We start from the raw sequence: 13,366 nt of genomic DNA, 5'->3' as shown, positions 1-13,366 counted from the left end.
TCGATAAAAGAAGAGGGAGGAAAGACATGGTGCAACGCATGAAGATCTGGCGGGTGCTGCCCGCTCTGGCGGCGATGGTGCTGCCGCTTAGCCTGGCTCAGGGCGCGTCGGCCCAGAGCAAGGAGGTGATCGTACAGGACCCGGGCGGCGCCTATGGCGAGGCCCTGCGCAAGATCATGTACGGACCGTTCGAGAAGGAGACGGGGATCAAGGTGGTGACCGTCCAGGAGGCGCGCAGCGGCCCGCGGCTGAAGGCTCAGGCCGAGGCCGGCAAGGCAGCCTGGGACCTCGCCTTCATCTTCGATCAGGAAACCAAGATCCTCGGCGATTGCTGCCTCGCCGATATCGACTACAAGAAGCTCTCCGAGCCCGCGCAGAAGACGCTCGCCGTGATGCCGGACAATCTCAAGCGGACCAAGGGCGTGGCGCTTCAGGTCATCGGCGTCGGCCTCGCCTGGAACAAGGACAAGTACAAGGCCGGCAGCGAGCCGCAGAGCTGGGCCGATTTCTGGGACGTGAAGAAATTCCCGGGGCGGCGCTGCATGCCGGCCTGGTCCCGCTTCACCTTCGAGGCGGCGCTGATGGCGGACGGCGTGGCGAAGGACAAGCTCTACCCGATCGACATGGACCGGGCGTTGAAGAAGCTCGCCGAGATCAAGCCTCATGTGACCAAGTGGTGGACCACCGCCGCGCAGCCGCCGCAGCTGCTGCTCGATGGTGAAGCCGACATGTGCATGGCCTATACCGGCTCGATGAGTAAATTCGCGCTCGAGGGCGCGCCGGTCGCGATCACCTGGAACCAGGGCTTCGTCTATTACGACTTCTTCTCGATCCCGAAGGGCGCGCCGAACTACGAGAACGCACTGAAGGTTTTGTCCTGGCGGCTCGATCCGAAGCGTGCCGCGGAGCTGACGTCCAGCTTCCCGGTCGCACTGCCGTCTTCCGTCGTGTTCGACGCGGCCGACCCGAAGGTCAGCATCTATTGGGCGAACAACCCGAAGAACCTCGCCCAGGCGATCGAGTGGAGCCCGGACTACTGGGGCGCTGCCTCGCCGGATGGCCGCTCGACCAACGAGGAGCATGGCCAGGAGAAGCTCAACGCGCTGCTGGCGAAGTAACCGGTCCCGGAGGCGGCCGCCGATGGCGGCCGTCTTCCCGCGGAGCGCGGCCGGGCCTAGAGATAGCCAGGTTCAGGAGACCGGGTTCACACGATGGATAAGGCGTTCACGAAGGGGTTGCGGCTCCTCGAAGTCCTGGCACGCAGCAGCAAGCCTCGCGGGATCACCGATCTCGCGAAGGAACTGGACTTCACGAAGAGCAATGTGCACCGCCTGCTGGCGACCCTGCAGGCCCAGGGCTTCGTCCGGCAGACGCCGCCGAACAGCACCTATGAGCTGACGCTGAAGATCTGGGAGCTCGGAAACAACGTCGTCCGGCGCCTGGACCTGGTCTCGATCGCCCGCCCGGCTATGGAACGCCTGGCCCAGGCCACCGGGGAGACGGTCCATCTCTCGGTGCTCGATGATACCGACGTGGTCTATGTCGACAAGATCGAGAGCAAGCATCAGATCAGGGCCCATACCAGCGTCGGCATGCGCGCGCCCGCCTTCGCAATGGCGACCGGCAAGGCGATGCTGGCGCATGAACCCGATGAGGCGCTCGATCGTTTCCGGCCGCTCTTCAAGCGCTTCACCGCGACGACGCGGGTGACGCCGGAGGAGCTCATGGCCGATATCCGCCAGATCCGGCAGCAGGGCTACGCCATGGTCCTGCAAGGCGAGTGGCGCGACGGGATCGCGGCCTGTGCCTGCGCGGTGCTCGGTCGGGCCGGCGAGGTCGCCGGCGCGATCGGCATATCGGGCCCGGACTCGCGGTTGAAGCGCAAGGAATTGAAGCAGTTTTCGGAAGACGTCCGCGAGGCGGCGCGCTCGATCAGCGCGGCGCTCGGCCATCTGCCGGGGCATTGAGAGCAACCGACGCGCCGCGGGCCGGCGCGTCCCGAGACACGAAATCAGCGCAACAGCGACAGGGTCGAACCATGAACGATAGCTTCCGGGCCATGATGATCGTCGATCACGACGGGCGCCCGCGCGGCGGAATTCCGCGATCTCACGGTGGCGGACCTGCCCGACCACGACGTGCTCGTGGAAATCTCCTTCTCGACGCTGAACTACAAGGACGGCCTGGCAATCAGCGGCAAGGGGCGGATCGCGCGACGGCTGCCGATGGTGGCGGGAATCGATCTCGCCGGAACGGTGGTCGAAAGCCGGTCGCCCGACTGGAAGCCGGGCGACAAGGTGCTGGTCAATGGCTGGGGCCTGTCCGAGACGGAATGGGGCGGCTATGCGCGCTTCCAGAAGCTGAAGCCGCAATGGCTGACGCGGCTGCCCGACGCCTTCAGCTTCGAGGAGGCGATGGGCATCGGGACCGCCGGCTATACCGCGGCGCTCTGCGTCGACGCGCTCGAGGACTGGGGGGCGATCGCACCGGGCGGGCGCGAGGTGCTGGTGACGGGCGCGGCCGGCGGGGTCGGCTCGACCGCGATCAGCCTGCTCGCCCGCAAGGGCTACACGGTCACCGCGGCGACCGGTCGGCCGGAGACCCATGCCTATCTGTCGGAGCTCGGCGCCACCGGCTTCGTCGACCGGGCGGCTCTCGCGGAGAAGGGCGGCGCGCTGCAGAAGGAGCGCTGGGGCGGCGCGGTCGATTCCGTGGGCTCGACCACCCTGGCCAATGTGCTGGCGCAGACGGCCTATGGCGGGGCGGTCGCGGCCTGCGGGCTGGCGGGCGGCATGGATCTTCCGGCGAGCGTCGCGCCGCATATCCTGCGGAGCGTGAGCCTGCTCGGCGTCGACAGCGTGATGGCGCCGGGCGCCAAGCGCGACCGTGCCTGGAAGACGCTGTCCGACCACCTCGACAAGGCGCATCTCGGCCGTATCGCCCGCGTCGAGCCGATGTCGGCGCTGCCGGCGCTGGCGGAAGAGATCGTCGCCGGCAGGATCCGCGGCCGCGTGGTCATCGACGTCAGCCGCTGATCGAGAGGTCCGCCGCGCGCATGGACACAGGACAAGCGCGCTTCGCGGAATTCATGGAATGCTGTTCTGACATAGGGAACACGATGCAATGACCACCCGGGACGACCGCGACTTGCGGCAATCCATCGTCTTGGCCTGCCGCGAGATGACCGCGGCGGGCATCAACCAGGGCACCTCCGGCAATATCAGCGTTCGCGTCGATGGCGGGATCCTGCTGACCCCGTCCGGCCTGGCCTATGACCAGATGACGCCCGAGGACATCGTCTTCATGGACTGGGACGGCGGCTGGACGGCGCGGGAGGGCAACGTCCCCTCCACTGAGTGGCGCTTCCACCTCGACATCCTCAGGGCGAAGCCGGAGGCGGGCGCGGTGGTTCATGCGCACCCGACCTACTGCACGACGCTGGCGATCATGCATCGCGGCATCCCGGCGATCCACTACATGATCGCGGCTGCCGGCGGGAACGACATCCCCTGCGCGCCCTATGCCCAATACGGCACGGCCGAGCTGTCGCGGCTGGCGCTGGAGGCGCTGGCTGATCGCCGCGCCTGCCTGCTCGCCCATCACGGCCTGATCGCGACCGGGGTCAGCCTGCGCAAGGCGCTTTGGCTCGCCGTCGAGGTCGAGACCCTGGCGCGGCAATATCACGGCTGCCTCCAGATCGGCACGCCGCCGCTGCTGCCGGACGAAGAGATCGACAGCATCCTCAAGCGCTGGGGCCAGTACGGCCTGCGCGAGCGGAAAGCGCACGCCTCCTCCCCCGCCGTCGGGACCTGACGCGCCGCCGTCGCCCCCTGCTTCCGCCATCACCTCCCGCTTCGATCGTTTGAGAAACCTGCCATGTCGCCCACCCATGATGTCAGCGTCTGCGGCTCCTACATCCTCGATATTCTCGGCGTGCCGGTGAGCGATATTCCGCCGGGCGGGACGCGCTACCTGATCGACGAAATCCGTCTCACCGTTGCGGGCACGGCGGGTGGAACCGTGGTTCCCTGCGCCCGGCTCGGCCTGAAGGCGCTCGCGGTCGGCGCGGTCGGCGCGGACGAGAAGGCCGATTGGGTGCTCGACGCGCTGCGGCGCGACGGCATCGACGTCTCGATGATGGAGCGCATGGCCGGCAGCCCGACCTCGGCCACCATCCTGCCGATCCGGCCGGACGGATCGCGCCCGGCCCTTCACGCCCGCGGCGCCTCCGCCCGCTGGCGCATCTCGGAGGCGGCGCAGGCCCGCGCCTGCGAGGGGCGGATCGTCCATCTCGGCGGGGTCGGCTCGCTGCTGGCGATGGACGGCGAGCCTTCGCGCGCGCTCCTTGCCGATGCGCGCAAGGCCGGCCGTACGACGACGCTCGACCTGATCTCGGCCCGCCCCGAAACCCTGGCACTGCTGGAGCCGCTCCTGCCCGAGGTCGACTTCTTCATGCCGAGCATCGACGAGACGGCCGTGATGGTCGGAACGCATGATCCGGCCGCCTGTGCCCGCTTCTTCATCGAACGCGGCGCGGGAGCCTGCGCCATCTCGCTCGGCGGCGAAGGCTCCTTCGTGATGACGCGGGACGGGCGGCAGTTCACGATGCCGGCCTTCGACGTCCCGGTGCGCGACACGACCGGCTGCGGCGACGCCTATTCCGGCGGCTTCATCGCCGGGCTCGTCCGGGGCTGGGAGCTGACCGAATGCGCAAGGCTCGCGACCGCGACGGCCGCGCTCGTCGCCACCGGCCTGGGCTCCGGCGCCAACCTCGTTTCCTTCGACGAGACCGTGACGGCAATGAACAGCCTGCCGGTCCGCAACGCCGCCTGAGAGCGACAGGCGCCGAAACCTCTTTTCCATCTGCAGTGAGAACAGACATGACCAGACATGCCATCGTGACCGGGGCCAGCCGCGGCATCGGCCGGGCCATCGCCCTTGGGCTTGCCGAGCGCGGCTATGACCTCGCGCTCACCGATATCGGCCCGCAGCAGGCCGCTCTCGCGGCGGTCGCGGGCGAGATTGCCGAGCGGGGCCGGCGCTGCGTCACCATCACCGCCGATGTCAGCAATCCCGAGGATTGCCGCCGCTCGGCCGAGGAAGCCGTGCGCGGGCTCGGCCATGTCGATGCCCTCGTCAACAATGCCGGCATCCTGAAGCTCGCTTCGATCGAGGAGCTGACGCCCGAGCTCTGGGACACCACCTTCGCCGTCAACACGCGCGGCGTGTTCCAGATGACGCAGGCGCTGATCCCGCACATGCGGGAGCGGCGCTATGGCCGCATCGTCAACATCGCTTCGCTGGCTGCGCGCACCGGCGGGCCGGGCCAGTCCCATTACGCCGCGTCGAAATCGGCGGTGGTGGGCTTCACGCGCGTCTCGTCGATGGAGCTCGGCCAGCACGGCATCACCGTGAATGCGGTCTGCCCGGGCATCATCCAGACCGAGATGGGAATGAACAACCTGCGCGATCCCGAGCGCGTCGCGTATTTCGAGAAGGTGACCGACCTGCACCGGCTCGGCAATCCGGAAGACGTGATCGGGCCGGTCGCCTTCTTCGCCTCGGACGATTCCGCTTTCGTCACCGGCCAGGCGCTGAACGTGGATGGCGGCATCTTCTACAGCTAGAGACATTTGACGGCGATCAGCCGGCTCTCGTCATCCTGCACTCCTGCCGCCTTCGCCCGTTTGGCGGAAGCGGCCTTTCGGCCAGCGGCTTCGGGACCGGGTGCAGGACCGATCCGACGAAGCGGGATGGCCGGAGGGCTCGTGGCGCGAACCGGTTACCGCTGCGGTCACATATCGCAATGGCGTTCTGGTTCAGACCCCGCGGTCCGAGCGATCGACCATCCACAACCTGATCGTTGCCGATCGCAGGAGGGAAGGCCCCGACAGCCCGCTGCAGTCCTTCGATCGCGCGTCGTCGCGGTCAGAGGGCAGTCGTTGGCTTGACCAGCAAGTGACCGGAAAGAGGCGCTTTTTCCAGGACCTCCCGGGCAAGGTCGATCCGCGAGGTGGTGACAAAAACCTCGCCCCCGCCGTTACCGCCAAATGCAAGCCCGGTTGGACGCGGCACGGGGAGCGGCAGCAGCCGCTCGATCTCGCCTTCGATCGACAACCGCGCGATGCTCCAGCCGTCATAGAGCCCGACCCAGAGCCGATCATCCGTGTCCACTGCCAGGCTGCGCGGCTCGCCGGACACGCGCGGTATGCGCGCAAAAAGCCGGGGCGCCATGCCTGCGCGTTCAAGCAGATAGATCGTGCCACTCTCGGGGTCCGATGCGAAAAGCCTGCCGCTCGCCTGGGACCAGGCGAGCGCGCCGATCCGCTTGCGCAGGGACCACTGAGGTTCGACTGTCCCGTCGCGGCCGAGCGTGCCGACCAGGGTCTCGTCGCCCTGCTGAATGGCAACCCAGGGCTGTCCGCCGGGGTTGGTCGTCATTGCAGTCGCGCGGGCAAGCTCGGGAACGGTGCGATCCTGGACGCATTCGTGCCCGCTGATCCTGAGAACACGCCCGCCCAGGAGCAGGATGACGTCGCCCTCTGCGGTCACGGCGAGCCCATCGATCGGGGCACCGGGTTCCGGCCGGAACGTCGCGGTCTGGCATCCCGCCGTCGTGTAGAGGGTGGGCCCAAGCCGATCGGCCCAGACGAGGGACGAACGCACCGGGTCCCAGACCGGGTGAGCGCCATAGAAGACGGGCTGGCGGTGGGCGTCGTGCGGCTGCCAGGACGTGCCGGGCTGCGACTGTCGGGCCGGGGTGCTCCTCAGGCCCAGGCCGATGTTGCGGGCGACATTCGCGACTTCCGGACCGAGCTGGGCCACTCTCTCGCTGGTCAGTCGATAGATCGGCCCGGCCACGCTGATGGCCGCGACTGGCCGGCCGGTGGAGTCGAGCACCGGTGCACCGACGCAGCGATTTCCCCACAGGATCTCCTGGTCTTCGATCGCATAGCCGCGCGCCCGTACGATGCGCAGCTGCCGCATCAGCGTGTCGCGATCGGTGATCGTCTGCGGCGTGAAGCGCTCCAAGGGGGCGTGGCCGAGCATGGCCTGGGCTTCCGCTTCCGGCAGGAAGGCCAGGATCGCCTTTCCCTGGCTGGTGCAGTGCAGCGGCTTGCGTGCGCCGAGGCGCGCCGCCGAGCGGATATCGTGCGGGCTTTCGAATTTGCCGAGCGCCAGGACCATGCCGTCATCGGGCACGGCGAGATAGGCGGTTTCCCCCGTCATGTCGCGCAGGCGCTGCAGCTCGATGCTGGCGATCGCGGCGAGATCGGGTGCGACCCAGACGTTCTGGGCCAGTTCGAGCAGTCGATAGCCGAGCGTATAGCCCTGGGACTGCGGGTCGAGGCGAATGAAGCCGTGTGCCGTGACCGAAGCGAGGATGCGGTAAAGCGTTGCCTTCGGCCAACCCGTCGCAGCGGCGAGTTCAGCCGCCGACACCTGGCCGGGAGCGGCCGCAATCAGATCGATCAGTCGAAAGGCCTTGCCGATCAGGGCGGTGCCGGGAACCGCCGGCTGGCCACTGCGATCGTCAGGCATCCACCGGATCGCGCCCGTCTGCGGTTTTTCCATCAAGTGATTCCATATTGTGAGACTGTTGGCATGAAGCGCCGGCCATCAGGCTTTCCGAGGATCAATATGTAGGTCAGAAAGGTCAAGGCCGAGCCCGTGAACCACCGCGCGACCGGCTTGAGACTTGAGAGCGGAACTCCTCGGGCCGGACAGCAATTCATGACCTCATCGACGCAACCCCCCGTTACCGTCCCGCAGGAGGTGATCGACCGGCTGAAGACGATCAGCAGCGGCTCGCTCACCACCGAATTGTTCCGCCGCGGTCTGCGCCAGTGCTTCTTGGTCGGGCTGAAGGCGCTGAATCCGAACGCTGCGAAATTCGCCGGCGAGGCTTTCACGATGCGCTTCATTCCGGCCCGCGAGGACATCGACACCTACGCCACCCTGACCCCCTATCCGAATCCCGATAATCTCCAGTGGGAGGCGGTCGAGCAGATCGGCCCGGGCCAGGTTCTCGTCATCGACAGCCGCGGCGACATCTCCTCCGCCTCGGCCGGCAACGTCCTTCTGACGCGGATGATGGTGAAGGGGGTGGCTGGCGTCGTCACCGACGGCGCCTTCCGTGACGGCCAGGAAATCGCCGCGATGCCGTTTCCCGCCTATGCCCGCGACGTTGTCGCCTCGACCCGGCTTTCGACCCACCACGCGGCCGATCTCAACGTGCCGATCTCCTGCGCCGGGGTCGCCATCTATCCCGGCGACATCCTCGTCGGCGACGGCGATGGCGTCACGGTGGTGCCGCGTCGCCTGGCCGCCGAGATCGCGGAGGCCGGCGAGAAGCGCGACATCCTGGAGGGCTATCTGGTCAAGCGCATCGCCTCGGGCGAGGGGCTCTACGGCGTCTATCCGCCGACGCCCCAGACACGAGCCGATTTCGAGGCCTGGCAGAAGGCCGGCGCCCGCGAAGAAGACATCACGCGCATTCGTGCGGAGGCCGCAAATGGCTGAGATCACCCCCGCCTTCATGGAAAAGGCGATACGGCGCTATTTCGAAGCCTGCAATGCCGGCGATTACGCCATGCTCGTCTCCTGCTTCACGCTCGATGCCGTCCATTATTTCCCGCCCGGCCTGCCCGACATCCCCTGGCGGACCGCCGACGTGATCGCCCGCAAATGGGTCTGGTGCGTCGAGAACCTCGGCTCGCGCTGGACGATCGAGAAGATCCTCTGCTCCTCGACCGCTCCGGAAGCCGTGATCGAATGGACGCATTGGAAGCCCAATGCCAAGACCGCGCTGCGCGGCGACGAATGGTATGTCTTCGACGAGGAAAGCGGGCTGATCCGCGAAATCCGGGCCTATTACGCCTCGGCCGCTGATGGCAGCCTGCCGATCAGCGAGCTCGTCGCGTTCGATTATGCCGGTCGCGGCTATCACCTCGGTCCGCAAACCTAGCCAACGCGATCGGCGAGGATGGCTGAAACCATGAAGCTTCCTCCGACACTGTGCGAGGGCACAGGGCAAGCGGCTCCGGCCTATGAGCGCGAGAGGGTGGTGCTGCGGGCCGGCACGCTCGAGGCGACCATCTCGCCGGCCCAGGGCGGGCGCCTCGCCACGCTTCGCGATCTAGCCAGCATACCCCCGCGCGATCTCGTCGTGCCCCTGCGCACCTGGCCGGCCGAGCCGCGGCGCTGGCCGAAGGGGGGCGCCTATCCGCTCATCCCCTATTCCAACCGCATTGCCGATGGCTGCCTGCGCCATGCCGATCGCGTGTGGTCCGTCGAACCACATTCCGATGCCGCTCCGCACAGCCTCCATGGCACGGCACATCTTCGCGAATGGCAGGTCGAGGCCACCGACGCGACGAGAGCCGTGCTGACGTTCTCCGCCGAGCCGGATGGCGACTGGCCCTGGCCTTATTCCGCCCGGCAATCCTTCGAACTCACGCCAGAGACCTTGCGCATCGTGCTGAGCATCGAGAACCGTGGCGCCGAGCCCTTTCCTGCAGGACTCGGCTGGCATCCCTACCTGGCCTGGTCGCCCGGCGCGGAGGTTCGTCACGATGCCCGGCGGCGCTGGCTGTACGACGGCGACTATATCGCGACCGGCGAGACGGTGCCGGCGGACCTTGTCGACAGTAGGACCTGTTATCTCTCGGACTGGACCGGGCTGGAAATCAGTCATGCCGATGGGCACTGCGTCCATGTCGTGGCCGACCCCGCGCTGTCCCATCTCGTCCTCCACCGCCCGGACGACGATGCCTATCTCTGTGTCGAGCCGGTCTCGCATGTCGCGAACGGCTTCAACCTGGCGGCAGATGGTGTCGTGGGGACGGGCACGAATCTGCTTGGAGCCGGCGCAAGCTTCAGCGCCTGGGTCGAGCTCGGCCTCGGGCGACGAGACGCAAGGCCTACTGCCGCAGCCCCGGTGATAGACCCGTGACGAAGACCATCCTGATCACTGGCGCCGGTGGCGTCGTCGGACGGGCCATCCGTCCCTTGCTGCGGAGCAGCTATCGTCTGCGCCTGTTCGATCGCCATGCCATCGCCGATCTCGCCGAGAACGAGGAAGCCGTCGTCGGAGACATCGCCGACACGGCCGCGCTGGCCCAGGCCCTGCAGGGTATTTCGGCGGTGGTGCATCTCGCTGGCTGCACCACCGAGGCGGGGATCGAGGAGCAGATCGCAGGCAACGTGCAGGGTGCCTGGAACGTGTTCGACGCCGCGCGGGCCGCCGGTATCGAGCGGGTGGTCTTCACCAGCTCGCATCACGTCGTCGGTCACTATCCGCGCCATAGGCGGCTCGGGTCCGATGTCCTGCTGCGTCCGGACAGCCGCTACGGCTTGACCAAGGCCTTCGGTGAGCAGGCGGGAGCCTTCTTTGCCGACCAGTTCGGGCTGCGGGTCCTGGCCATCCGGGTCGGCTTCCTGGGCGACCGGCCGGTCGATCACCGCCGCCTCGCCATCTGGACGAGCCCGCGCGATCTCGTGCAGTTGATCCGGATCGGCCTGGAACACGAGGCCCTGCGCTTCGCCGTCGTCTACGGCGTCTCCGACAATTCCCGCAGTTTCTTCGACAACGCCGTGGCGTGGCGCCTGGGATACCGGCCGCAGGACAGCGCCGATGACCATGCGCAGGCCGTGATGGCGGCGGTTCCGCCGGAGGATCCCGACAGGCTCGCCAGCCGCGTCATCGGCGGCAGCATGGCCGAGGGGAGCTTCGTCGGCGACATCGCGCGCATCGAGGACTGGTGAGGCGACGCCCTATCCGCCAGGGGTACCGAATGCGACGCAGGACACGATGGCGCCACAAGACGCCACGCAGAAGGGCCGCCCCGGCGGCAACCATTGGGAGGATGACAGGATGAAGATGACGGAGCAGTCTCGACGCCAGTTCCTGGGTGGGGCCGCAGGCCTTGCCGCCATGGCCCCGAGCCTCGCGCAGGCGCAGCTCGCCTTGCCGAAGGCTCCGGTCAATCTCAACATCGTCGATGTCGCAGGCAATCTCGCGCTGACCCAGAAGGCTTTCGAGGCCTATCGACGGGCGAAGCCGGGCCTGGTGTCGCGGATGACCTTCACCAAGGCGCCAGCCCCGGAATTGCCGGGCAAGATCAAGGCGCAGCAGGAGGCCGGACGGATCGACATCGACCTCGTGCTGACCGGCACCGACGCGCTCGCGGCCGGCATGGAGCAGAATTTGTGGGTCGATCTGCTGACGGCTCACAAGGCCGCCCTGCCGAACCTCGACGCGATCTACGAAAAGGGCGCTGCCATGATGCAGGGCCTGGCCCGCGGCCAGGGGGTGGTCGTCGCCTACTACCCTTCAGGCCCCCTGCTCGAATATCTGCCGAACCAGGTCCCGACGCCGCCCGGCTCGCTGGAGGAGCTGCTGGCCTGGGCGAAGGCTCATCCCAACAAGTTCATGTATGCCCGGCCGGCCAATTCCGGGCCGGGTCGCACCTTCATCATGGGGTTGCCCTACATCCTCGGCGACAGCAACCCGAAGGATCCCATGAAAGGCTGGGACAAGACCTGGGCCTATCTGAAGGAGCTCGGCCGCTATATCGAATACTACCCGACCGGCACCTCCGCGGTGATGAAGGAGTTCGGAGACGGCACCCGCCACATCATCGCCACCACGACGGGCTGGGACATCAATCCGCGGGTGCTCGGCGTCGTCCCGAAAGAGGCGCGCATCGCGACCTTGAAGGATTTCCGGTGGGTCATCGACGGGCAGTACATGGCGATCCCGAAGGGGTTGCCCAATGACAAGATCGCCGTCCTGCTCGACCTGATGTCGTTCATGCTGACCAAGCCGGCGCAGGCCTTCACCTATGACGAGGGCTATCTCTATCCAGGACCTGCGGTGAAGGATGTCCCGCTCTCGATGGCGCCGCCCGAAAGCCAGGCGGCGATCGCGGAGTTCGGCCGCCCCGAATATGCGAAGCTGATCGCCGACACGCCCTTCGAACTGCCTCTGGAACCCAATCAGATGGTCATGGCCTTCCGCAGATGGGACGAGGAAATCGGCAGGAAGGCCTGATCGCGCTTCAGGCCGGGGCTGCGCCGATCGTGCCCGGCCCGCCTGCTCCCGGCCGTCCGCTCGCGGGCGGCCGTATTCGGCCACGCGAGCCCGCCATGCCCATGGCAGGCGATCGGTGACCTGAGTCGCTTCGCCGGGCCGGCCTTGTCGGGCCCGCTCCTACGAGATGAGAAGGCCATGCCCGATCCGATCACCAAGGTGGAACCGATCGTTCTGCGCATTCCGTTCGACGACGGCGGCAAGGGGCAGGGCATCACGCCGACCCGGTGGAGCAATCTCGACATCGTCCTGGTCCGCGTCGAAACGCGCGCGGGTCTGGTCGGCTGGGGCGAAGCTTTCGGCTATATGTGCCAGAACGCCACCGCCATCGCGGTTCGCGACCTGGTCGCACCGGCTGTGATCGGGCGGGATTCGCAGGATCCGCAAGCCGTCAATCTAGCAGCCCAGCAGGCCCTGGCCCTCTTCGGCCGCTATGGCATCACCCTGTTCGCGATCTCCGGGCTGGATATCGCGCTCTGGGATATCGCGGGCAAGCGAGCAGGCCTGTCGCTTTCCCGCCTGATCGGGTCGCCCTGTCACGACGGGATCCGCGCCTATGCCAGCCTCGTCCGCTATGGCGAGGCCGAGCGCGTCGAGCACTTCGCGGCCGAGGCCGCGGCGCTGGGCTATGACGAGGTGAAGCTGCACGAAGTGCTGCCGGAAACGATCAGGGCCGGCCGTCGCGGCGCGGGGCCGAAGGCGCGCCTGACCGTCGACGTCAATTGCCAATGGTCGCTGGAGCAGGTGCGGACCATGCTGCCCGTGCTCGCCGAGACCGAGGTGAACTGGCTGGAGGAACCGACCTTTCCGCCCGAAGACCCCACGCCCTGGCGGGCTATCGCGGCGGAGGGGATCGCCATCGCTGCCGGCGAGAATGCCTGCACCGCTGTCGAGTTCGCCCGCCTCGTGCCTGCACTGGACGTTGTCCAGCCAAGCGTCACGAAGGTTGGCGGCGTCACCGAGTTCGTCAAGGTCGCGCAGCTCGTGCGCGCTGCCGGCAAGCGACTTGCGCCGCATTCGCCTTATTTTGGGCCTGGCTATTGGGCGAGCCTGCAGCTCGCCGCGGCGATCGACGCCTTCGAGGTTTTCGAGTTCCTCTATGTCCGGCCGGAGGCCTGGTGCGGGCTCGATCCTGTCCTGCCGGTCGGTGGGGACATCCGTATCCCCGACGTGCCAGGCATCGGCTTCGAGCCCGACATGTCCGTCATCGAACGCTATCGGGTCTAGTCAACCGCTGTCCGGAATCGTTTGTCCCGCTTGGGAATAGCCGCG

12 protein-coding genes and 1 pseudogene are annotated in these 13,366 nt (G+C 67.3%); 12 read left to right on the top strand and 1 reads right to left on the bottom strand.

Annotated features, from left to right (window positions below):
* Positions 1-26 precede the first annotated feature (26 nt).
* The 6 genes and pseudogenes from ACFJGT_RS21070 to ACFJGT_RS21045 all read left to right on the top strand — a co-directional run bounded on the left by ACFJGT_RS21070 (position 27) and on the right by ACFJGT_RS21045 (position 5,627).
* Entirely contained in the window at positions 27-1,118 is a 1,092-nt protein-coding gene (locus tag ACFJGT_RS21070; protein WP_377841984.1) for an extracellular solute-binding protein, read from the top strand.
* A 93-nt stretch (positions 1,119-1,211) separates the two neighbouring features.
* Positions 1,212-1,967, top strand: a complete 756-nt coding sequence (locus ACFJGT_RS21065) for an IclR family transcriptional regulator (RefSeq protein ID WP_377841981.1) — start codon at positions 1,212-1,214, stop codon at positions 1,965-1,967.
* A gap of 71 nt (positions 1,968-2,038) precedes the next feature.
* Positions 2,039-3,035, top strand: a pseudogene (locus ACFJGT_RS21060) (MDR family oxidoreductase).
* 88 nt (positions 3,036-3,123) lie between these two features.
* Positions 3,124-3,813, top strand: coding sequence for a class II aldolase/adducin family protein (locus ACFJGT_RS21055; protein ID WP_377841979.1), 690 nt, complete (start codon positions 3,124-3,126; stop codon positions 3,811-3,813).
* A 63-nt stretch (positions 3,814-3,876) separates the two neighbouring features.
* Positions 3,877-4,833: a carbohydrate kinase family protein gene (locus ACFJGT_RS21050; protein WP_377841976.1), complete on the top strand. Its 957-nt coding sequence runs from the start codon at positions 3,877-3,879 to the stop codon at positions 4,831-4,833.
* 47 nt (positions 4,834-4,880) lie between these two features.
* A complete protein-coding gene (locus ACFJGT_RS21045) occupies positions 4,881-5,627 on the top strand; it encodes an SDR family NAD(P)-dependent oxidoreductase (RefSeq protein WP_377841974.1) in 747 nt (248 codons plus the stop codon).
* 301 nt (positions 5,628-5,928) lie between these two features.
* Here ACFJGT_RS21045 and ACFJGT_RS21040 read toward each other — a convergent pair whose 3' ends face one another.
* The gene (locus tag ACFJGT_RS21040; RefSeq protein WP_377841972.1) at positions 5,929-7,575 is read right to left on the bottom strand and encodes an IclR family transcriptional regulator C-terminal domain-containing protein; all 1,647 of its coding nucleotides are present in this window, start codon (positions 7,573-7,575) and stop codon (positions 5,929-5,931) included.
* A gap of 159 nt (positions 7,576-7,734) precedes the next feature.
* Between ACFJGT_RS21040 and ACFJGT_RS21035 the strand changes: the two genes are divergently transcribed.
* The 6 genes from ACFJGT_RS21035 to ACFJGT_RS21010 all read left to right on the top strand — a co-directional run bounded on the left by ACFJGT_RS21035 (position 7,735) and on the right by ACFJGT_RS21010 (position 13,321).
* Positions 7,735-8,523 (top strand): ribonuclease activity regulator RraA, encoded by a 789-nt coding sequence (locus ACFJGT_RS21035; RefSeq protein WP_377841970.1) that lies wholly within the window; start codon positions 7,735-7,737, stop codon positions 8,521-8,523.
* On the top strand, positions 8,516-8,968 hold the full coding sequence (locus ACFJGT_RS21030) for a nuclear transport factor 2 family protein (protein WP_377841967.1): 453 nt from the start codon (positions 8,516-8,518) through the stop codon (positions 8,966-8,968). The genes ACFJGT_RS21035 and ACFJGT_RS21030 overlap by 8 nt, the downstream gene beginning before the upstream one ends.
* A 30-nt stretch (positions 8,969-8,998) precedes the next feature.
* Positions 8,999-9,955, top strand: a complete 957-nt coding sequence (locus tag ACFJGT_RS21025; RefSeq protein WP_377841965.1) for a hypothetical protein — start codon at positions 8,999-9,001, stop codon at positions 9,953-9,955.
* Positions 9,952-10,767, top strand: coding sequence for an NAD-dependent epimerase/dehydratase family protein (locus ACFJGT_RS21020; protein WP_377841962.1), 816 nt, complete (start codon positions 9,952-9,954; stop codon positions 10,765-10,767). Before ACFJGT_RS21025 ends, ACFJGT_RS21020 begins: the two co-directional genes overlap by 4 nt.
* Positions 10,768-10,876: 109 nt before the next feature.
* A complete protein-coding gene (locus ACFJGT_RS21015; RefSeq protein WP_377849031.1) occupies positions 10,877-12,055 on the top strand; it encodes an ABC transporter substrate-binding protein in 1,179 nt (392 codons plus the stop codon).
* A gap of 177 nt (positions 12,056-12,232) precedes the next feature.
* The gene (locus ACFJGT_RS21010; protein ID WP_377841958.1) at positions 12,233-13,321 is read left to right on the top strand and encodes a mandelate racemase/muconate lactonizing enzyme family protein; all 1,089 of its coding nucleotides are present in this window, start codon (positions 12,233-12,235) and stop codon (positions 13,319-13,321) included.
* The last annotated feature ends 45 nt before the right edge of the window (positions 13,322-13,366 follow it).

The sequence above is a fragment of the Allobosea sp. UC22_33 genome (genome assembly GCF_042700715.1).
Classification (GTDB): Bacteria; Pseudomonadota; Alphaproteobacteria; order Rhizobiales; family Beijerinckiaceae; genus Allobosea.
The sequence above is the reverse complement of the archived record's forward strand: the minus strand, read 5'-3'. Positions and strand labels throughout refer to the sequence as shown.